The sequence below is a fragment of the Nocardia sp. NPDC005978 genome, from assembly GCF_040614455.1.
Classification (GTDB): Bacteria; Actinomycetota; Actinomycetes; order Mycobacteriales; family Mycobacteriaceae; genus Nocardia.
Genome location: NZ_JBEXUS010000056.1, coordinates 17,302 through 37,146 on the forward strand (window position 1 = coordinate 17,302; position 19,845 = coordinate 37,146).

At 67.8% G+C, this 19,845-nt stretch carries 21 protein-coding genes and 1 pseudogene; 12 read left to right on the forward strand and 10 right to left on the reverse strand.

Features of this window, described 5'->3' with window-relative positions; all coding sequences use genetic code 11:
- The first annotated feature begins 34 nt into the window (after positions 1 to 34).
- From ABZ319_RS23945 to ABZ319_RS23960, 4 genes are all read left to right on the forward strand, one after another.
- Positions 35 to 517: a hypothetical protein gene (locus tag ABZ319_RS23945; RefSeq protein WP_354988699.1), complete on the forward strand. Its 483-nt coding sequence runs from the start codon at positions 35 to 37 to the stop codon at positions 515 to 517.
- Positions 518 to 598: 81 nt separating this feature from the next.
- Positions 599 to 1,123, forward strand: a complete 525-nt coding sequence (locus ABZ319_RS23950) for a hypothetical protein (RefSeq protein WP_354988700.1) — start codon at positions 599 to 601, stop codon at positions 1,121 to 1,123.
- Positions 1,124 to 1,172: 49 nt separating this feature from the next.
- Positions 1,173 to 1,427 (forward strand): hypothetical protein, encoded by a 255-nt coding sequence (locus tag ABZ319_RS23955; protein ID WP_354988701.1) that lies wholly within the window; start codon positions 1,173 to 1,175, stop codon positions 1,425 to 1,427.
- Positions 1,424 to 1,792: a hypothetical protein gene (locus ABZ319_RS23960; protein ID WP_354988702.1), complete on the forward strand. Its 369-nt coding sequence runs from the start codon at positions 1,424 to 1,426 to the stop codon at positions 1,790 to 1,792. The genes ABZ319_RS23955 and ABZ319_RS23960 overlap by 4 nt, the downstream gene beginning before the upstream one ends.
- Positions 1,793 to 2,176: 384 nt before the next feature.
- On the opposite strand, the gene ABZ319_RS23965 is transcribed toward ABZ319_RS23960, so the two are convergent.
- From ABZ319_RS23965 to ABZ319_RS24010, 10 genes are all read right to left on the reverse strand, one after another.
- Positions 2,177 to 2,749, reverse strand: a complete 573-nt coding sequence (locus ABZ319_RS23965) for an ADP-ribosyltransferase (protein ID WP_354988703.1) — start codon at positions 2,747 to 2,749, stop codon at positions 2,177 to 2,179.
- Between the two features lie 160 nt (positions 2,750 to 2,909).
- A complete protein-coding gene (locus ABZ319_RS23970) occupies positions 2,910 to 4,328 on the reverse strand; it encodes an MlaD family protein (RefSeq protein WP_354988729.1) in 1,419 nt (472 codons plus the stop codon).
- Between the two features lie 2 nt (positions 4,329 to 4,330).
- The gene (locus tag ABZ319_RS23975; protein WP_354988704.1) at positions 4,331 to 5,473 is read right to left on the reverse strand and encodes an MCE family protein; all 1,143 of its coding nucleotides are present in this window, start codon (positions 5,471 to 5,473) and stop codon (positions 4,331 to 4,333) included.
- Positions 5,470 to 6,714: an MCE family protein gene (locus ABZ319_RS23980; protein ID WP_354988705.1), complete on the reverse strand. Its 1,245-nt coding sequence runs from the start codon at positions 6,712 to 6,714 to the stop codon at positions 5,470 to 5,472. Before ABZ319_RS23980 ends, ABZ319_RS23975 begins: the two co-directional genes overlap by 4 nt.
- Positions 6,711 to 7,730, reverse strand: a complete 1,020-nt coding sequence (locus ABZ319_RS23985) for an MCE family protein (RefSeq protein WP_354988706.1) — start codon at positions 7,728 to 7,730, stop codon at positions 6,711 to 6,713. Before ABZ319_RS23985 ends, ABZ319_RS23980 begins: the two co-directional genes overlap by 4 nt.
- A gap of 2 nt (positions 7,731 to 7,732) precedes the next feature.
- The gene (locus ABZ319_RS23990; RefSeq protein WP_354988707.1) at positions 7,733 to 8,755 is read right to left on the reverse strand and encodes an MCE family protein; all 1,023 of its coding nucleotides are present in this window, start codon (positions 8,753 to 8,755) and stop codon (positions 7,733 to 7,735) included.
- Complete coding sequence (locus ABZ319_RS23995; RefSeq protein WP_354988708.1) at positions 8,755 to 9,858, reverse strand: MCE family protein; 1,104 nt, start codon at positions 9,856 to 9,858, stop codon at positions 8,755 to 8,757. The genes ABZ319_RS23990 and ABZ319_RS23995 overlap by 1 nt, the downstream gene beginning before the upstream one ends.
- Positions 9,859 to 9,914: 56 nt before the next feature.
- A complete protein-coding gene (locus tag ABZ319_RS24000) occupies positions 9,915 to 10,760 on the reverse strand; it encodes an ABC transporter permease (protein WP_354988709.1) in 846 nt (281 codons plus the stop codon).
- A gap of 10 nt (positions 10,761 to 10,770) precedes the next feature.
- Positions 10,771 to 11,535 carry an ABC transporter permease gene (locus ABZ319_RS24005; RefSeq protein WP_354988730.1) on the reverse strand — a complete coding sequence of 255 codons (765 nt, stop codon included), beginning with the start codon at positions 11,533 to 11,535 and terminating at the stop codon, positions 10,771 to 10,773.
- Positions 11,536 to 11,644: 109 nt separating this feature from the next.
- Positions 11,645 to 12,307, reverse strand: a complete 663-nt coding sequence (locus ABZ319_RS24010; RefSeq protein WP_354988710.1) for a TetR/AcrR family transcriptional regulator — start codon at positions 12,305 to 12,307, stop codon at positions 11,645 to 11,647.
- 102 nt (positions 12,308 to 12,409) lie between these two features.
- On the opposite strand from ABZ319_RS24010, the gene ABZ319_RS24015 reads away from it, so the two are divergent.
- From ABZ319_RS24015 to ABZ319_RS24050, 8 genes and pseudogenes are all read left to right on the forward strand, one after another.
- Positions 12,410 to 13,270 (forward strand): mycofactocin-coupled SDR family oxidoreductase, encoded by an 861-nt coding sequence (locus ABZ319_RS24015; RefSeq protein WP_354988711.1) that lies wholly within the window; start codon positions 12,410 to 12,412, stop codon positions 13,268 to 13,270.
- A 56-nt stretch (positions 13,271 to 13,326) separates the two neighbouring features.
- Positions 13,327 to 13,521, forward strand: a complete 195-nt coding sequence (locus ABZ319_RS24020) for a ferredoxin (protein WP_354988712.1) — start codon at positions 13,327 to 13,329, stop codon at positions 13,519 to 13,521.
- A 48-nt stretch (positions 13,522 to 13,569) separates the two neighbouring features.
- Positions 13,570 to 14,934 carry a cytochrome P450 gene (locus ABZ319_RS24025; RefSeq protein ID WP_354988713.1) on the forward strand — a complete coding sequence of 455 codons (1,365 nt, stop codon included), beginning with the start codon at positions 13,570 to 13,572 and terminating at the stop codon, positions 14,932 to 14,934.
- A gap of 38 nt (positions 14,935 to 14,972) precedes the next feature.
- Positions 14,973 to 16,577: an FAD-dependent oxidoreductase gene (locus tag ABZ319_RS24030; protein ID WP_354988714.1), complete on the forward strand. Its 1,605-nt coding sequence runs from the start codon at positions 14,973 to 14,975 to the stop codon at positions 16,575 to 16,577.
- A 33-nt stretch (positions 16,578 to 16,610) separates the two neighbouring features.
- Complete coding sequence (locus ABZ319_RS24035; protein ID WP_354988715.1) at positions 16,611 to 17,585, forward strand: hypothetical protein; 975 nt, start codon at positions 16,611 to 16,613, stop codon at positions 17,583 to 17,585.
- A 122-nt stretch (positions 17,586 to 17,707) separates the two neighbouring features.
- Positions 17,708 to 18,112: pseudogene (locus tag ABZ319_RS24040) on the forward strand (hypothetical protein); the annotation flags it as partial.
- A 72-nt stretch (positions 18,113 to 18,184) separates the two neighbouring features.
- The gene (locus ABZ319_RS24045; protein ID WP_354988716.1) at positions 18,185 to 18,784 is read left to right on the forward strand and encodes a hypothetical protein; all 600 of its coding nucleotides are present in this window, start codon (positions 18,185 to 18,187) and stop codon (positions 18,782 to 18,784) included.
- A 197-nt stretch (positions 18,785 to 18,981) separates the two neighbouring features.
- Complete coding sequence (locus ABZ319_RS24050) at positions 18,982 to 19,836, forward strand: hypothetical protein (protein WP_354988717.1); 855 nt, start codon at positions 18,982 to 18,984, stop codon at positions 19,834 to 19,836.
- Positions 19,837 to 19,845 lie beyond the last annotated feature (9 nt).

A 19,845-nucleotide genomic window follows, 5' to 3' on the forward strand; every position in this document is an offset into this window, starting at 1 on the left:
CTCGCGATGCCCTCGCCACCGGTATAGATGGACCATGACCCGTATCGCCGTCACCGGCCACATGAACATCACGGCGGACTCGGTCCCGTTGATCTACAGCGAGATCCGGCGCATTTTGGCTGCGGCCGGTGACGGGGCGAATCTGGTCGGCATCAGCTGTATCGCGCGTGGCGCGGATTCGGTGTTCGCGCAGGCTGTGCTGGATGCGGGCGGGGCGCTCGAGGTCGTGGTGCCCTCCCGGAACTACCGCGAGGACAAGGTCAAGCCCGGCCACGCGGCCCAGTTCGACGCACTCATCGAGGCCGCGACCACCGTGCGGGTGATGGACTTCGAGGACGCCGGCCGCGACGCCTACGAAGCCGCCAACGCGGTGCTCGTGGGATCGAGCGATCGGCTGATCGCCGTGTGGGACTCGCAACCCAGCGAGCAGGGCGGCACCGGCACCGTCGTCGACCTCGCCCACGGCAGGGGGCTGCCGGTCGCGATCGTGTGGCCCGAGGGCGCCGCGCGCGAATAGCGGTGCGGGCGAATCGCAGCGGGACCGGTGCGGGTGTTCGATCGACCGCTCACGAGGTCGGACAGCGATATCGTCACCCGCATGCGGACAGCGCGGACAATCATCGCGGGGTGGGTCGTTCTGGCCGGTGGAGTGTTGCTGGCGCTCACGGCGGGGTGTGGATCCTCGCCCAGCACAACGCTTCCCACCACAACCGTGCCCGTTCCGCCGAGCAGTACGACGAGCACCCGCGCTTCGACCTCTCCCCCGCCGACCTCCAAGTCGGTCACCATCTCCCCGACGCCTCCCACCTCCATCACGGTGCTCGAGCTGCCCGCGGACGGGTCCGCGACCGTCCCGCCCGGCACCGCCTGTGGCGCGTCCACCGGTCAGCCGATCGTGAAGGTGGAGACGGGGGCCATCTCCTGCGACGAGGCGGAAGCCGTGCTGGCGCGATACCGCGCGCTCCCGCCCGACCCCGCCGCCGGCAATACCAACACCCGGGCCTTCGACGGATGGCAGTGCACCAGCCCCACCTATGCCTCATCCCAACAGCTCGGATACGGCACGAGCTGCCGTGATGAGGCACGCGGCGTACACCTGACAACACCCGTCGGCAGCAGGTGAGAGAATTCTCAGCACAAAACCTATTGAGATCATTGCTAGGATTCCTCATATGAAAGCCACTACGTCGCTGAGTCTGGACGACACGGTGCTGGAACAGTCGAAGGCTGTCGCCGAGCAGCTGGGAATCCGGCTGTCGGCGTTCGTCGAGTCGGCGTTGCGGGACAAACTGCTGACCACGTCCGCGCGGATCGCCGCTGATTACGAGCGTGCGCAGGGACGTGACACCGCCGAGCACTTCGCCGAGGTGGAGGCCGAGCGGGCCGCGATGGCCGCGGCCATTCGCGCCGACGGCGCCGCGTGGTGACCGCCGCGACCCCTGCACACGGAGAACTCTGGCACTACCTGCCGACCATCGCGGGCCGGGAGAAGCCGTCGTCGCTGGGTGGCGACCGGGTGCTGATCCTGTCGCGGACCGCGGCGAATGCGATTCTGCCGACGGTGCTCGCGGTGCCGGTCGAGCTGACCCCGAAGATGCCGGGCCTGGCCGTCCCGTTCGCCGATGTCGATCCGCTGCCCGGGCTGTCCGCCGTCGTCTACCGCGTCACGCCCGTGTACCGGCCGTGGCTGCAGGACCGTATCGGGGTGGTCAGCGACGCCACGCTCCGCCAGGTCGTCGGCGCGCTCGTCGGCCTGGTCGCCCCCGATACGGTGATCTCGCCCGAGCGGTAGCCCGTTCTCGGCATCGATGACCTCGACATCCACAGGTGGACGATGCCTCGGCTATGGTCCGCTCGGTCACCGGCGAACCCGGTGACGCGGATATCTCTACCTAGCAGTCGGGCGACAAGCTCCCCTGTGGCATCGACGATCTGCGAGATCGACTACGGCAGCCCGAATCGGGCGACCGGTTCGAGGACAGTGACGGTAGACAGCGGCTGAGTGGCCAGCGCGTTTGTTGAAGCCGCTACCGCTCGCGCTGGGCGGCTGTAGTCGAAGTAGGGCGAGGGGGCAGCTTCCGACCCAGGAGCTTCTCGGCAGCCTTGCGGTTCTCCTGGATCTGCTCCGGAGTCAGCGACACCCGGCGCGCACGCCATGGTTCCTGCGTCAATGCGCTCACTGCTCGCCTCCCTTGATCATCGCCTGAATGACCCAGATCCTACGCGCCCTAGCCCACTGCACGTCGAGTACGACGTAGCTGCGGGCGTCGATCAGAAGTACTTCCCGTTCCTCCGGGGTCTCGCTCAGTTCTCCTACTCGCAGTGCGGGTGTGTCGGCGGGCACCAGCAGGTCCAGGATGACCGGGTGGCGGTGACGCAACGATCGTGGCGGTGTCGGGGTGCCGGTGGTGGACATGAACCCGTCGTGGATGAACTCCGCATCGATCAGGGCAGCCGCGGACGCCTCATCGGTCAGGTCGTACACATCTGCGTCGGCCTCGCGGGTCACGCGAACCGTCTGCGGCAGCGGGTATTTCGCCAAGCCCGCGCGAATAATCGCGATCCGGCGCGCGGTCTCGGCGTTCATCGGGATCTGTCCCCATAGAGCATCGTTGATCTCGGTGAAGGCGTTGAACGTGTACGCCGATATCACGTCTCGCTCGAGATCGGTGAGCCGATCCAGGCCCTGCCCCCGCAGCGCCGCATCGGCCCACGGCCACTCATCGAAGCCGAAATCATCCTGTGCCACAGGCGGATTGTTCCGTACTCACCCCGTACCCAGGTGCCTCAGGTCGACAACGACACGGTCGCGGACGAGCGAGAGCGAACCGCGTGGCGCAGTCGAATGGCTCCATTGCGAGGCGACCGGTCGTGCGTGCCCGCGTCGACGCCGAGGCTGCCGTGAGACATCAGCGCGGCATGAGATTGGTCCATTGGCCTGCGGCCGGGGTGGCCAGGTCCGACTGGCGGTAGATCTTGCCGTCGGGGCCTACGTATTTCCCGGTGCGCGGGTCGTAGCCGGCGACGCCGACGCCCGGGGACAGCAGGTTCTCGGGACCGTCGCCGGATCGGGGATCGGGGGCTATGCCCTGGTTCTCCAGATTCGGGTCCCGCGGGTTCGGGCCCAGCACGGGCTGATCCGACGCGAGGGGCTGGTAGTCCTGATCGCTGTTGCAGAGCGCGGCGGTCGGGGCCCGTTTCCCGGGGTGATTCACGCAGGGGAAATTGCGCGCGCCGCGGACCGCGATCTGCGAATCCTGGGGCAGCTTGCAGTACAGATCCTCGGGGGTGTCGATGGTCGTGATGTCCGCCGGTGAGCGCCAGGACGACTGCGGGAGGAAGCCCACCGTGCAGGCGGGCGGGTCCGAGGTGCCCGAGAGCCGGAAGGTGCCCAGACCCCAGCCCGAGGCATTGTTGGTGGGATGCACCGCCTGAATCATCGAGACCGCAGGCGGCAACAGCACCAGCAGCTGTTCGATGCCCGCGTTATAGGTGACGGCGAGCTGGCCGACCGTGGTCAGATTGGCCAGCAGGATCGGGAGGGTCGGCTTGATCGTGTCCAGTAGTGCGGTCACATCGCGCGCGGCGCCCGGCCCGGTCTCCAGCAGCGTGCGCACCTGGGGATCGTTCGCCACGAGCTGCGCGGTGACCCCGGACAGACTCCGGGTCCACACGCGGATCGCGTCGGCGGTCGCGGCCTGAGAATCCAGCAGAGGCACGGTGTCTTCGATGAGAGTGCGCGTCTGGCTCGCCACACCGTTCAGGTCCGAAGACAACGTCCCCGCCGACGCCATCAACGAATCCAGGTCGTACCCGACACCGTTCACGCCCTTGAACATCTCATCGAGCAGATCGCTGAGCTTGTCCTGGGGAATGGTTCCCACCAGCGCGCTCAGGCTGTCCAGCATCGGGCCGACCGCCTGCGGAATCTTGGTGTCGCGCAACGCGATCACCGAACCGTCGTGCAGATACGGCGCGGCTTCGGTGCGCGGGCGCAACTCGACGTACTGCTCCCCCACCGCGGAGACGCTGCGCACCTCGGCATCGAGATCGGCGGGGATCCGCCAGGATTCGTCGATCGCCAGGGTCGCGTGCACACCGTCCCGGGTCAGTTCCACGCCGGTGACCTTGCCGACCTCGACACCCCGGTAGGTGACATTGCCGAACCGGTACAGCCCGCCCGCGGCGGGCAGTTCCACCGTCACCTCGTAACTGCCGATCCCGGCCAGGGTCGGCAATCGCATGTACACGGTCGCCATGACGGTCAACCCGATCACCGACAGGATCGAGAAGATCACCAATTGGGTTCGCACGAAACGTGACAGCAGCATCAGCGGTCCCCGGGATTCTCCGGCGCCGGCTCGAGGCCGGCGGTCAGCGGATTGTGGACCTGGCGGGCGTAGCCCGGCTCGCCGACCGCGGCCTGGATGACCGTCGTCGGATCACCCCACGGCGTGCCCAGCAGCAGTTCCCTTTGCAGTCGCGGCACCGTGAGGTCAACGGTGGCAACGAGATTGATGTAGTCGCCCTTGATCGCGTGATCGATGCCGTACTGGCCGTAGGGGTACACGGTCGCGAAGGCGACGGCGGCGTTGATGTCCGAGCCGACATCGGCCAGGGTCCGCACCGTGGGCTCGAGATTGGCCAGGTTCGTCAGCAGATCCCCGCGCACCTGCGACACCACCCCGGTGGCGGTGTCGCTGAACGTGCGGAGTTTGTCCAGCGCGGTGACCAGATCCGGGCGGGCCGCGATCAGGGTGTCCAGGGCGGGCGGCAACTTCTGCAGCGCCGCGCTGAGCACGTCGCGCTGCGCGGCGAAGGTACCCGCCAGCCGTTCCACCCCGCCGATGGCGTCGATGATGTTGGCGCGCTGGGCATCCAGGGTGCCCAGCACCGTGTCGAGACGGGTGAGCAGGGTGGCGATGCGGTCCTGGCGGCCGGTGAACGCCTCGTTCAACCCGTGCACGATGTCCCCGATCTGGCCCAGACCACCGCCGTTGACCACCAGCGACAGCGACGCCAGGGTCTGTTCGGTGGAGGGGTAGGTCGAGGAGGAGTTCAGGGCGATGGTCGCGCCGGACTCCAGCCGCCCGGCGGGCGCGACACCCGGCGGCATGCTCAGCGCGAGATGGCTCGACCCCAGCAGGCTGGTCTGCCCGATCACCGCGACCGCGTTGGCCGGCACCGATGTTCCCGGGCGGATCCACACCTCGACCTCCGCGTGCCAGCCCGCCAGCGCGATCTCACCGACGCTGCCGACCACCACGTCATCGATCATGACCGGCGAATTCGACACCAGCGTGCCGACATCGGCCATCTCCACGTGCAGCACGGTGGAACCCGGCTCGTGCCCGGCCGCGCCCGGCAGGGACAGCGAGTTCACGCCGTGCCAGCCGCAGCCGGTCGCGCTGAACATCGCGCACGCGCCCAGCAGCAGAAGTCTGCCGCGGCGTGGAAGACGCTGTGGCGTCATGGGTGTCCTCCGCCCGGGAACAGGATGTCGATCAGGTTCGGCAGGGTAGGCCCGGCCGCCTGGGTGTCGACCACCTGGGGGATCAGCGCCGCGTCGGTGTAGATCAGGTTCTTCGGGTCCGCGGAGGGACCGATCACCGGATTCACCGCGAACGGCAGGTAATTGAACTCGAGCAGCTTCAGGAACGGGCCCAGGTATTCGTGGCAGCGGGCCGCGGCGTCGGCGGCCGTCGCGTTCTCCACGCTGGCGATACCGCCGCAGATGAACTGGATGGGATTGGTGAAGTTGTTGAGCGAGAACACACCCGGCGTGGTTCCGGTGTCGGCGTTGTAGATGTTGTAGAAGTTCGCGACGCTGTTCGGCGCGAGGTGCAGGAGCTCTTCCACGTCGCCGCGCTGATCGACCAGCAGCTGGGTGATATCGGCCAGCCGCTGCACCTGTTCCCCGGCGCGGTCGCGGTTCTCGTTCACGAACCGCTGCACATCCCCGATCGCGATCGACAGGCTCACCAGCGCCGCGTCCAGGTCCGAGCGCGAGTCGTCGAGCAGGCTGGTCAGGGTGGCGAGCCGGTTCTGGAATTCGACGACCTGCACGTTGCTGTCCCGCAGGACGGTGACGAACTTCTGCAGGTTCTCGATGGTGTCCACGATCGAGCCGCTGCCCTCGGCGAGAATTCTTGCCACGCCGGACAATTGGGTGAGCGTGTCCCGCAGCTTGCCGCCGTTCCCCGCGAGCGCGTCCGCCGCGCTGTCGATGAAACGGCCGGTGGTGGAACTGTCGGTCACTCCCCCGTCGGGGCCGAGATCGGTGGCCAGGCGCGCCAATTGGGATTTGACCTCGTCCCATTCCACCGGAACGGCGGTGCGCTCGAGCGGGATCACCGCGTCGTCGGCGAGCACCTCGCCCGATCCGCGATAGGAGGGCGTCAGCTGGACGTAGCGGGCCGCGATCAGGCTCTGTGCCACGACCACCGCCTTGGCATCGGCGGGAATCCGGATGTCACGGTCGACGTCCAGCACCATCTCCGCGGTCGTGCCCCGGGGTTCGATGGCCGCGATACGGCCGACCCGGACCCCGGCCACCCGCACATCGTCCCCGACGTAGATGGCGGTGGTGGCGCTGAACACCGCGCGAATCTGCCTGGGCTCGAACCAGGTTCGATGGACCACGACACCCGCGCCGGCCAGCGCCAGCACCGCCGCGAGCAGGACAGCCAGCTTGCGCATCAACGACCCGTTCATCGCGGACCCTCCCCGCTGGGCAGCGGCACGTTGCCGAACTGCTGCTCGACGAACGGCTGAATCAGCGATCCCGGCAGGAGATTCACCACGTAGGCGTTGTAGAACGGTCCACTCGAGACGATCTCGCCCTGGGTTCGCATGATCTTCACGAAGCCGGGCAGCGCCCGGGAGAGGTTGTCGCGGTTGCGTTCGAGCATGGCCACCACCGAGTTCAGCCGATCCAGCGTGGGCGCCAATTCGGCCTCGTTGTCCGCGATGACACCCGATAGTTGCCGCGCCACCGCGGCGGTGTTGGCCAGCAGATCCACCACGGCCTGCCGGCGTTCGGTCAGCACGCCCAGGAGCGCGTTCCCGTTGAGCAGCAACGCGTTCAGCCGGTCGCTGCGCTGGGCGAGGATGCCCGTCACATCCGCCGTCGCGCCCAGCAGGTCACGCAGCGAATCGTTGCGCTCGTTGAGCGAGCGCGATATCCGGCTCAGCCCGTCGAAGGCCGGGCCCAGCTGCGGGGCGACCCGGTCCAGGGTCGAGGACAGCAGCGCCAGTGACTGATTCAGGGCCTGGGTGTCGATGTCGGAGACGTTCGTGGTGAGGTCGCCGACCACGTCGGTCAGCGAATACGGCGAGGACGTGCGCTCGACGGGAACGATCTGACCCGGGCGCAGCACCCCCTCGCCCTCGGAGATCACCGTCAGCAGCCGTTTACCCAGCAGCGAGCCGGTTTTGATGTGCACGGTGCTGCGATCCCCGAGCCGGACGCCGGCTTCGACGGCGAACACCACTCGGGCATCGCCGTCGCGCAGGCTCACCCTGGCGACCTGTCCGACCTTGACACCGGAGACGATCACGTCGTCCCCGGCGGTGAGCCCACCGGCCTCGGTGAACACCGCCTCGTAGCGCACCGTGGTGCCCCAGCTGGTCAGACGCTGCGATTGCAGGCCGATCAGGATCACACAGACGATGACGACGACGCCGACCAGACCGTGGCGCACCAGATTTCTGCCGCGATATTCGAGCATGGCTACGCGCTACACCTTCCCGTGTCCTGCTTGACCGCGGGCAACACCACGACCTGACCGGACGGATCGTTGACCCGCACCGAGATCGAGCACAGGTAGTAGTGGATGAAGTTGCCGTAGGTGCCGGTGCGGGCCATCTTGCGAAAGTTCTCCGGGGCCAGCGTGATTCCGCGTTCGAGCCGCTCCTGGGTGTCGTCGAGCTGGGGCGCCAGGCGAGCCAGCTCGTCGACGGTGCCGGCCAGCGACGGCCGGGCATCGGTCAGCAGGTCGGCGATGGAGGCGGTGCCGTTGTCGAGTGCGGTGACCGCGGCCCCGATCGGATCTCGCTCCTGAGAGAGTTCGGTGACCAGCTGCTCCAGCCGGTCGATGGTGCCGCCGAATTGCGCGCCGTCCGTCGACAGGGTGGCCATCACCGTGTTGAGGTTGTCGATCAGCTGCTGCACCACCGCGCCGTTGTCGGCGAGGGTGGTGGTGAACGAGGTGGTGCGCGCGAGCAGCGAACCGACCGTATCCTCTTTGCCCTGCAGGATTTCCAGCAGCGACCAGGTGAATCCGTTGACGTCGCGGGCGTTCAGGCCGGCGATCACCGGCTTCAACCCACCGAGCAGGACGTCCAGATCCAGTGCGGGCGTGGTCTTGTCGGCCGGGATCTGCGCCCCGGCCCGCAGTATCTCGGTGGTGGCCGGTCCTTCGGTCAGTTCCAGGTAGCGGTCGCCGACCAGGTTCAGATATCGCACCGCGGCCCGGGTGCCGGTGGTGAGGGCGACGCCGCGGTCGGTGTCGAAATCGACGGTGACCGAGTGGTCCGGGCGCAGCCGCACCGTGCCGACGGTGCCCACCCGCACCCCCGCGATGCGCACGGTGTCACCCGCGCGAATACCCGAGGAGTCCGCGAACACCGCGGAGTAGTTGGTCGACGCGCCACCCCGGAAGTCACCGAATACCAGGATCAGCAGCGCCGACAGCACGACCATGACCACGGCGAAGGCGGAGAATTTCAGCAGCGGGCCGTTGCGGCGATCCATTATTTGCCCCCGTTCGTCCCGAACAGCAGGTGCTGCAGCCATTCCGAGTTGAAGTTGATGCCCTGCTGACCGCGCGCGTACGGATTCGCGCCGACGTCGGCGACCACGAACGGCGGATGCGTGTCGTAGGGCACGGGCATCCCGACGCACTGCGGACCACCCTTGGCCGCGACCTTGGGCAGGCTCTCGGGGTAGCTGTAGGGGAAGGTGCCGAACAGGAAGTTGGCCGAAATCATGACGCCCTCGGCTTCGGCGGGCGGCAGGCGGTCCAGTCTGGCCAGACCCTCGATCCCGCAGCGCAGTGCTTCGCGATACTCGTTGGTCAGCTGCACGGTCGGCACCAGCAGGTGCAGGGTGCTCGCGAGCGCGTCCTGATTGTCGGCCAGCACCTGGTTTCCGCTGTCGGACAGTCCGATCACCCCGGTCAGCAGCGCGTCCAGGTTCTGCTGCTCGTCGATCAGGGTGGCGCCGATAGCGGTCGCGTCGGCGGCGGTGCTCACCAGCGCCGGAGCGCCGTCGGCGTAGGCCGCGGCTACCACGGGCAGCTGAGTGAGATCGGTATTCAAGGCGGGCAGCGCCGGTTCCAGTTGCGCCAGAAAGGCTTCCAGGTCCGTGAGCAGCTGACCGATCCGCTGGCCCCGGCCCTTGGTCGCGGTCGCGATGGCCCCGAGGGTGGCGTTCAGCTTCTCGGGTTCGACCTTGCCCAGCACCTGGGTGAGCTGCTGGAAGATGGTGTTGATCTCGACGGTCACATGGTCGGCGTCGAAGGTCTGACCGGCGGAAAGCGCTGCGGTCGAAGGCTTTTCAGGCGCGATGAACTGCACGTACTTCGCGCCGAACACGGTGGTGGACGCGATGTCGACCGAGACGTTGGCCGGGATCTTCGACAGCTGCCCGGAATCGATGGCCAGCCGGATCACCGCCATGCCGTCCGCGCGCTCGTGGATCTCGGCGACCTTGCCGACCGTGACCCCGCGCATCTGCACCTTCGCGTCGGGGTACATCACCAGCCCGGCGCGGCTCGAGAGCACGGTGACCGGCACGGTGTCGTCGAGTCCGCCTTCGAAGAGGGTGATCGCGCCGCCGACGGCACCCGCGACCATCCCGATGGACAGTAGACCCACCAAGGGGCGCAACAGATTCGAGAACACCGATATGCCTATCCCGAGAGATTGAAATTCCCGTTGGCGCCGTAGACCGCCAGCGAGACCAGCAGCGTCACCGAGACCACCGCGATGAGCGAGGTGCGCACGGCGTTGCCGACCGCGATCCCCACCCCCGCGGGCCCGCCGCTGGCGAAGAAGCCGAAGTAGGTGTGTATCAGCAGGATCGTCAGCGCCATGGCCAGCGCCTGCACGAACGACCACACCAGATCGATGGGATTGAGGAAGGTGGAGAAGTAGTGGTCGTAGAGCCCGGCCGATTGCCCGAGCAGGACGACGGTGGTGAAACGGCTCGCGATGAACGAGGCGATGACAGCCAGCGCGTACAGCGGGGTGATGGCGACCATGCCGGCCACCAGCCGGGTGCTGACCAGGTAGGCGATCGGTTCGATGGCCAGCGATTCGAGGGCGTCGATCTCCTCGTTGATGCGCATGGCCCCCAGTTGCGCGGTCGCGCCCGCGCCGAACGTCGCCGCAAGTCCGATACCCGCGACCACGGGCGCGGAGATGCGGACGTTGATGAACGCGGACAGGAATCCGGTCAGCGCCTCGATGCCGATGTTGCCCAGCGAGCTGTAGCCCTGCACCGCGAGGGTGCCGCCGGTGGCCAGGGTGAGGAAGCCGACGATCACCACGGTGCCGCCGAAGACCGCCAGCGCGCCCGCGCCCATGCTGATTTCGGCGATGAGCCGGATCGTCTCGCGGCGATAGTGCGCGGCCGCGTACGGGGTCCGGGTGAGCGCCTTGACGTAGAAGATGGTGTGGTCGCCGACGCGACCCACGCTGTTGATCGGGCGGCGCACGCGTCGTAGCGTCGCCGGATATCTGGCGGCGATGGTCATTGATCCCCCTTCATCGCGCCGTCATCTGGATGCCGACCGCGGTGACCACGACATTGATGACGAACAGCGACATGAACGCGTAGACAACCGTTTCGTTGACCGCGTTGCCGACCGATTTCGCGCCGCCGGTCACGATCAGCCCGCGATAGCACGCCACCAGACCGGCGACGAACCCGAACAGCAGCGCCTTCACCGATGAGATGAGCACCTCGTCGAGGCCGGTCAGCAGGGTGAGCCCGGCGGCGAACGCGCCCGGATTGACGTCCTGGACGAAGACGGAGAAGACGTAGCCGCCCAGGATGCCGATGATGCAGACGAGGTTGTTCAGCAGGAATGCCACCAGCCCGGAGGCGAGCATGCGCGGGGTGACGAGCCGCTGGACCGGGTCGATGCCCAGCACCCGCATGGCGTCTATCTCCTCGCGGATGGTGCGCGAACCCAGATCCGCGCACATCGCCGTCGCACCCGCGCCCGCGACGATCAGGACCGTCACCATCGGGCCGACCTGGGTCACCGCCCCGAAGGCCGCGCCGGCGCCGCTCAGATCCGCGGCGCCGAGTTCGCGCAGCAGGATGTTGAGGGTGAAGCTGACCAGGACGGTGAACGGAATCGCCACCAGCACAGTGGGAATCATCGAGACCCGCACGATGAACCAGGACTGTTCGAGGAATTCGCGGGTCTGGAACGGCCGCACGAATACGAAGCGGACCGCGTCCGCGGACATGGCGAACAAACCGCCGATGGTTTGGAATACGCCCGTACTCCGCCGCGCCATCCAGGTGGATCGGGGAATCAGTTTCGAGGCCATGAGCTCACCGCCCCTCCACACCGTTGGGAAATGGCATTCTCGAATGTGACTTAGCCTACATGCCCGATTTGAGAATTCAATACTCGCCGGGGCCCGTGATTCCGTGCGCGCAGAACGCCCACACCTCACCGGCGGTGATCGGCCGCAGGTCGCCGTCGACCGTCCCGGGATGGGCGATGTACATGACGGTCTGCATGGTGATCGCGGCCAGCCGGCGCGGATTGCCGCCGGCCCGCAGCCGCCCGGCCGCGCCGACGCCCTCGAGCAGATCGGCGAACACCGCGAACAGCGTCGCGTGCGCGACCCGCACCTCGGTGGGGTTCGAGGTGCGCAGCTGCGGGGAGAAGTCGGTGAACAGTGGCCGGTAGGCATCCGGATCGGGGCGGCACAGCTGGAACAGCAGCTCGACCGCGACCCGCAGGCGATCGAGCGGATCGTCGAGTGTCTGTGCGGCCGCGCGGATCTGGGCCGCGGTCTTGGCCACGGCCTCCTCGTACAGCGCGAGCAGCAACTGATGCTTGCCGTCGAACTGGAGATAGAAGCTGCGCAGGGACTGCCCCGAGCGGTCGACGATCTCCTGCACGGTGAAGTCGATGCCGCCCTTCTCCGTGATGAGCGCCTGCGCCGCGTCCAGGAACTGATCGACGCGCAGTTCCGCGCGCACCGCGGCGGCGCGCAGTGCGCGATCGACCGCGCGCTGCTTCCATGCGGCCTGCCGGGTTTCACCCGTCGTGCTCATGGCCGTCCGCCTCCCTTGCTGGTCACCCCTTGGTAGAGTACCGTTCTCATTCACGGAAGGGGCATTCTTCCGAACTGAGATCAACAAATCCGGAGGAATACCGTGGGACGTGTTGAGGGCAAGGTCGCATTCATCACGGGCGCCGCACGCGGTCAGGGCCGCAGCCACGCCGTGCGTCTGGCCGAGGAGGGCGCCGACATCATCGCGGTCGACCTGTGCGAGGACATCGCGAGCCTGGGCTACGCACTGGCCCGGCCCGAGGACCTCGAGGAGACCGCGCGCCTGGTCACCAAGACCGGCCGCCGCGTGGTCACCGCCAAGGCCGACGTGCGCAAGGCCGACGAGCTGCGGACCGCGCTCGAGGCCGGCGTCGCCGAACTCGGCAGGCTCGATATCGTTGTGGCACAGGCCGGTATCGCCGGCATGAAGGGCACGCCGCCCGTGCAGGCGTGGTCCGATGTCATCGACGTCAACCTGATCGGCACCATCAACGCCATCCAGGTCGCGCTGCCGCATCTGAGCTCGGGCGCCTCGATCATCGCCACCGGCTCGGTCGCCGCGCTCATGGACGCCTCGAAGAAGGATCAGCCCGGCAAGGATCCCGGCGGCTACGCCTACGTGCACTCCAAGCGCGCCCTGTCCGCCTACGTGCACGACCTGGCGACCAATATCGCGCCGCTGGGCATCCGCGCCAACGTGATTCACCCGACGAACGTCAACACGCCCATGCTGCAGAGCGAGCCGATGTACCGCTCGTTCCGGCCCGATCTCGAACACCCGACCCGCGAGGACGCCGAGCCGGTGTTCGCCGTGCAGCAGGCGATGCCGATCCGCTACGTCGACCCCGAGGACATCAGCAACGCCGTGCTGTACCTGGCCTCGGACGAGGCCCGCTATGTCACCGGCACCGCCGCGCGCATCGACGGCGGCGGGTACCTCAAGTGGTACGACTACCACATCTGATCGGTCGGAATCTCAATGCGCACAGCCGATTACGGAACGATAGCGAGGAATGGACGATGAAGGTCCAGGTCGATTCGGAACGCTGCCAAGGCCATACGCTGTGCGCCCTGAGCGCACCGGCGGCGTTCGAGCTCAGCGAGATCGACGGTCACTCGTCGCCGGTGTACGACGGTGACGTCCCCGGCGATCAGGAAGAGCCGGTGCGCGAAGCCGCACGATCCTGCCCCGAACGCGCCATCACCCTCATCTGAGGCGACCCCGCCGACAGGCGTCACATCGGACCACCGGAGGAACACACAGTGAGCATCGACGATGTCGCCGTCGGCGAGGATCGCAAACGCAACAGATACCACTTCGACCGCCACACCGCCGACTACCGCGGTCACTTCGAGAAGATCACCGAGGAGCTGCACGAACGCTGCCCGGTGGCCTGGACCGACACCTACGAAGGTCACTGGGTGGCCAGCAGCGCGGACGCGGTCTTCGAACTCGCGCGCTGCCCGCACGTGTCCAACGATCACGATCTGCGCGGAGAACGCAAGGGCTACAAGGGCATTTCCATCCCGACCGCGCGCCGGGCGGCGGTGGTGCGCGGGGGCATCCTGGAGATGGACGACCCCGAGCACCGCATCTACCGGGCGGTGCTGAACCCCTACCTGTCCCCCGCCGCGGTCAAGCGCTGGGAGCCGTTCATCGACGAGGTCGTCCGGGCCAGCCTGGACGAGAAGATCGAGAGCGGCAGCATCGATTTCGTCGATGATCTGGCCAACATCGTGCCCGCGGTGCTGACCCTGGCCATGCTCGGCATCTCGCTGGACAAGTGGTCGACCTACAGCGAACCTGTCCACGCGGCGGTCTACACCCCCGAGAACTCGCCCGACGCGGTGCGGGTCGCGGAGATGCACCGCCAGATGGGCCTGGACCTGGTGATCAACCTGCACGAGATTCGCGAGAATCCGCGCCCGGGCCTGGTGGACGGGCTGATCCAGTTGCGGATCGACGGCGAACCCGCACCCGATCTCGAGATCCTGGGCATGCTGGGCCTGATCATCGGCGGCGGCTTTGACACCACCACCGCTCTCACCGCGCACGCCCTGGAGTGGTTGTCCGACAACACCGATCAGCGCGAGCTGCTCAGCCGCGAGCGGGAGACCCTGCTCAATCCGGCCACCGAGGAGTTCCTGCGCTACTTCACCCCGGCCCCGGGCGACGGGCGCACCATCGCCGCCGACTTCGACGCCGCGCAAACCCGGTTCGAAGAGGGCGAGCGGCTGTGGCTGTCCTGGGCGATGGCCAACCGCGACCCCTCGGTGTTCCCGGATCCGAACCGCATCGAGCTGGACCGTAAAGGCAACCGGCACTTCAGCTTCGGGCTCGGTATTCACCGGTGCATCGGCTCCAATGTCGCGCGCACGGTGTTCAAATCCATGCTCACCGCGGTGCTGGACCGGATGCCGGACTTCCACTGCGACCCCGCGGGCGCCGTGCACTACGACACGATCGGCGTCATCCAGGGCATGCGGAAGCTCCCGGCCACCTTCACCCCCGGTCCGCGCCTGGGCCCCGGGCTCGACGAGACCCTGGCCAAGCTCCAGCGCATCTGCGTCGAACAGCAGCTGGCCGCACCGGTCACCGTGCGTTCCCAGGCCGCGGTCATCGACTGAACGCGTCCGATCACCATCTCGTGTAGGGAGTTCCGGCTTTGGCGTACGTGATCACCCAGAACTGCTGCAAGGACGCCAGCTGTGTACCGGCCTGCCCGGTGGACTGCATTCGCCCGCTCGCCGGCGCGGTCGGCGAGCCGGGCGCGCAGATGCTCTTCATCGATCCCGAGACGTGCATCGACTGTGGCGCGTGCGCGGACGAATGCCCGGTAGGCGCGGTCTACTCCGAGTACGACCTGCCGCCGGAGCTGGAGCGGTTCCGCGACATCAATGCCGCGTACTTCCAGCGTCATCCGCTCGAAGCGACCGTGCCCGAAACTGTTTCGCGGGCTCCGGCACGCGCGGAGCTGCGGGTCGCGGTGGTGGGCGCGGGTCCGGCGGCCTGCTACGCCGCGGCGGAGCTGCTCGGCATTCCCGGGGTAGAAGTCGATCTCTTCGAACGACTGCCGACCCCCTTCGGCCTGATCCGGGCCGGGGTCGCGCCCGACCATCAGCGCACCAAGTCGATCGTGAAGATCTTCGATCGCGCGTTCTCCGACAGCCGTTTCGGCTGTCATCTGCACGTGGAGGCCGGGCGGGACATCACCCATGCCGAGCTGCTCGCCCACCATCACGCGGTGATCTACGCGGTGGGCGCTTCGGACAGCCGGGATCTGGGCATCGCGGGCGAAGAGTTGCCCGGCAACTACGCCGCCGCGGATTTCGTCGGCTGGTACAACGGGCATCCCGACCACGCCGATCGCAGTTTCGAGCTGTCGGGTTCGCGCGCGGTGATCATCGGCAACGGCAACGTCGCCCTGGACGTGGCCCGGATGCTGCTGCTGGACGCGCCGGCGCTGGGGCGCACCGACATCGCCGAGCACGCGGCGGATGCGCTGGCGGACAGCGGAATCGGCGAAGTCGTGATCCTGGGCCGGCGCGGGCCGCGCGAAGGCGCGTTCTCCGCGGGCGAATTCCATGCCCTGGGGCATCTGCCGGGGATCGACGTGGTCATCGAAGGCGGCGATCTGACCGCGCATCCGGATGACGACGTGGAGACCACCATCAAGCTGGAACTGGCTCGCGAATACGCCGACCGCGGAACCACGCCGGGGAACAGGCGAATCGTGTTCCGCTTCAATTCCTCCCCGGTGGAGCTGACCGGTGGCGAGCGGGTGACGGGCGTGCGAGTGCTCTCCACCGTCCCGGGTGAGAACGCGACAGAACTGCTCGACACCGCACTGGTGTTGCGGTCCATCGGTTTCCGGGGCCGGGCGCTGGCGGGGCTGCCCTTCGACGACGCGGCCGGGATCATCCCGAACGAGCGTGGCCGGGTGGTGGATTCGGACGGGCGGACGCTGCCGGGGACCTATGTCACCGGCTGGATCAAACGCGGCCCGCGCGGTGTCATCGGAACCAATCGCACGTGCGCGGCCGAAACGGTGGCGCAACTGCTGGCCGACTACGCCGCGGGCACGCTGCACGGGGACGTCGGCGACCGGGCGGCGGTGCGGGAGCTGCTGGCCGGGCGCGGGATCACCCCGGTCGATTGGCCGGGGTGGCGCGCCATCGACGACGCCGAACGGGCCCGGGGCGCGAGCGCGGCCCGGCCCCGCGTCAAGTTCGTCACCATCCCGGAGCTGCTGGCGGGCTCTCGCGGCTGAGACCGTCGCCCACACCGTCGATTTGGAGGCGTGATGAAGGATCTCGTGGACCCGGGCATAGATATCGATTCCGATATCGGTGCGCTGACGCGCGCGGACACCAGCCTGCTGTTGTCGGCGGCGGAGGAGGCCGAGGCGGACGCCGCGGCCGCGGAGGCCATGGCGACGGCGGCGCGCGCCCGTGCGCGAGCGGTGGCCCTGCGCCGCCGAGCCGAGGCCGTCTCGAGCACCGATGTCGCTCCGCCGGTAGCCGACGACGCAGCCGAGACGACGCCGTCATCGAGCACGGGTGCCGAGGTCGGCACTTCGATACCGTCGTCCGAGGGCACGGTCCGCGCGGAACCCGCGGCGGACGACGCACCGACCGACGACGGCGTGCTCATCGTCGACCTCGGTACCGACGACACCGACCCCGGTGCGAAGGCCGAGAAGGTCACCGAATCCGCCACTGCGAGAACGTCCGACGACGCGGTGGGCGAGCCCGGTGGCTCTCGGTTGCGGCGGTGGGTGTCGCGCGCCCGATCGGGCGGCCGCCGCACGGCGGTCCTCGTGCTGGCCACCGCGGTGGTGGTCGCCTCGCTCGCGGTCGGCGTCTTCTCGGTGTGGAACCACCAGCGGATCAGCGATACCGACAGGCGCACAGCCGAGTTCAGCGCCGCCGCCAAACAGGGCGTCGTCGCGCTCACCTCACTGGACTTCAATCGTGCCAAGGACGACGTGCAGCGGGTCCTGGACAACTCCACCGGCGCGTTCCGGGACGACTTCCAAAGTCGCGCGGAAGATTTCACGAAGGTGGTCGAGCAGTCCCAGGTCACCACCGAGGGCAGGGTCAACGCCACCGCGGTGGAATCGATGACCGAGGATTCGGCGGTCGTACTCGTCGCGGCGACCTCGCAGATCACCAATTCCGCCGGGGCCAAACAGGAACCGCGCGTCTGGCGGCTCAGCGTCACCGTGACCCGGGTCGACGGCCAACTGAAGATGTCGAAGGTGGAGTTCGTCCCGTGATCATCGCACTTCGCAATCGCGCGCTGCGCGTCGTGGCCCTCGTGCGCCGCGCACCCGGTATCACCCTGCTGGCGGTCACCGCCATCGCCGCCGTGCTCGTCGCGGCGAGCCTGATCCGGTGGCAATATCTGCCCGACAGCCGCACCGACGACACCGGTTCCGCCGCCGCCCTCGCCGCGGCCAAGGACGGCACGATCGCCCTGCTGTCGTACGCGCCCGACACCCTCGACCACGACTTCGATACCGCCAAAGCCCATCTCACCGGCGATTTCCTGGCCTACTACACCCAGTTCACCCAGCAGATCGTCACCCCGGCGGCCAAGGAGAAGTCGGTCAAGACCAGCGCTACGATCGTGCGCGCGGCGGTCTCGGACCTGGGCGCGGAGGCGGCGACCGTGCTGGTCTTCATCAACCAGACCACCACCAGCGCCGAGAAACCCGAACCGGCCCTGACCGCCAGCAGCGTCCGGGTCACCCTCGCCCGAGTGGACGATTCCTGGCGCATCTCGGCGTTCGACCCCGTCTGATACCTGCCGATCCGCGCCCGTGCGGACGGCGGCACCGCATTCAGAACGCCGCGAATCCGGAAGGGAATCACCATGTCTCGTTCGCTCTCCGACATCGGCACCGCACTGTGCCTGGCGATCGAGCCGACCGGTGCGGGATTTCACCCCGGCGCGGTCCACGAGCATCCGCTCGTGCTCGCCGAGACCTGGATCGAGCTGAGCACCGCACGCCCGCTGGACCCCGCGACAGTACGGCGCGTGCGCACCACCGATCTGCTCGGTACGAAGCGGCGCACGGCCCGGATGCGTGCACAGGCCGTCGCCGAGGGTGACGATCCGACGGCGGCGATCGTGCTCGTCGACCTGGAGGTGATCATCGCTGAAGACGTCTCGAGCGCTCGACGTGCGCTCGAGCGCCTGGATGCCCTCGTGGAGACCCCGCCGTCACCGACCACGCTGCGCTACATAGGAACTCCCGCGGGGCTTGCCGGGTTGATCTCCGACATCCATGCCGCCCAGGTGGCCGACGGTGTGGTCCTGCTGCCCTTGGCGAACGCCGAGATATTGGCCCTGATCGCGTCCACGACGCTTCCGGTTCTGGCCGCCGCGGGGGCATCGACGGACGCGCGTCCACTGACAGTCTTGCTCGAATCACTCATCGAGCACCCGGATGGCGAGATCCCCGCGCACTGATCACGCATTCACAAGTCCCGCTCCAGCCCGAGGGCGCGGAGCCGGAGCCACACCGACGCATGCCGGTTCTACTGCGCCGCAGACACATTCGCGAACCGTTCGGTTTCGAGGCGGTTCGCCGCGTGTAGAGGGGGCTGGCTATCGTGTGGTGATCGCATCGAAGTCGGTGTCGCCGCACGAGTGAAAGTGAAAGGCCAGTGCTGGTCCACAACGGTGAGCAACCGGACGAATCCGCCGCCTGGCCCGCGTCAGCTCCCGAGCCGATTCTGCTACCCGCTCCGGAGGAGACCGACTGGGAAGGCGATCCGTACTCGTGGCTGGATGAGGAGTCCGAGGACTGGCTGGATGAGGAGCCCGAAGACGATCGGCCGGGGGCCGACGACAACCCGGATCTCGATTCCGGTTCCGCGATGCCCGAACCCGCGTCGCTGACGAAGGCTCCTCGGTCCGAAGACGACGAGATTTCCTTCATCGCAACCGAAAGCGGCGACATCGTCGTCGCGGACCCGGCATGTGGTCGCGAACCACCGGACCGGGGCGAGCCCAAGCGGGCAGTCCCCGTTACGTTCCCGCCCCCGGAGTGGGCAGATTATCTGCGGCTGAACGATTTACGACCGCGAACTCGCAAGAGGTCGTCAACCGGCCCATCGACTTGGCGGGTGGTCGGTGCTGTCCGCCCCTACTTTTCGATCGTTCGAGCTTCGCAAGCGTTGACGGCGTTCAACTCGGCACGAAAAGGACGGCGTGGTCGGCCCGAGCCCGTAGCGCAACGCACCCGCCCGAGGCCGAGAGTTCCGGCCTCCATTCGGAAGATTCCGCGCGAGCGTGTGCACAGTGCGGTGGCCGGACTGCTCGCGCTGGCCGTGCTGATCGGCGGCGTGTGGTGGCTGCTGGCCGACGTACGCGCACACACCGACCCGAGCAAGCCCGGCGAGGACGTTCGGGTCAGTGTCCCGTCCGGCACACCCGGCCCGACCGGTCAGCAGCAGCCGACCTCGCCGCCGGCACCGAGCCCGACGACAACACGCAACTGCTATCCCTTCACCTGCTGATCGGTCTTC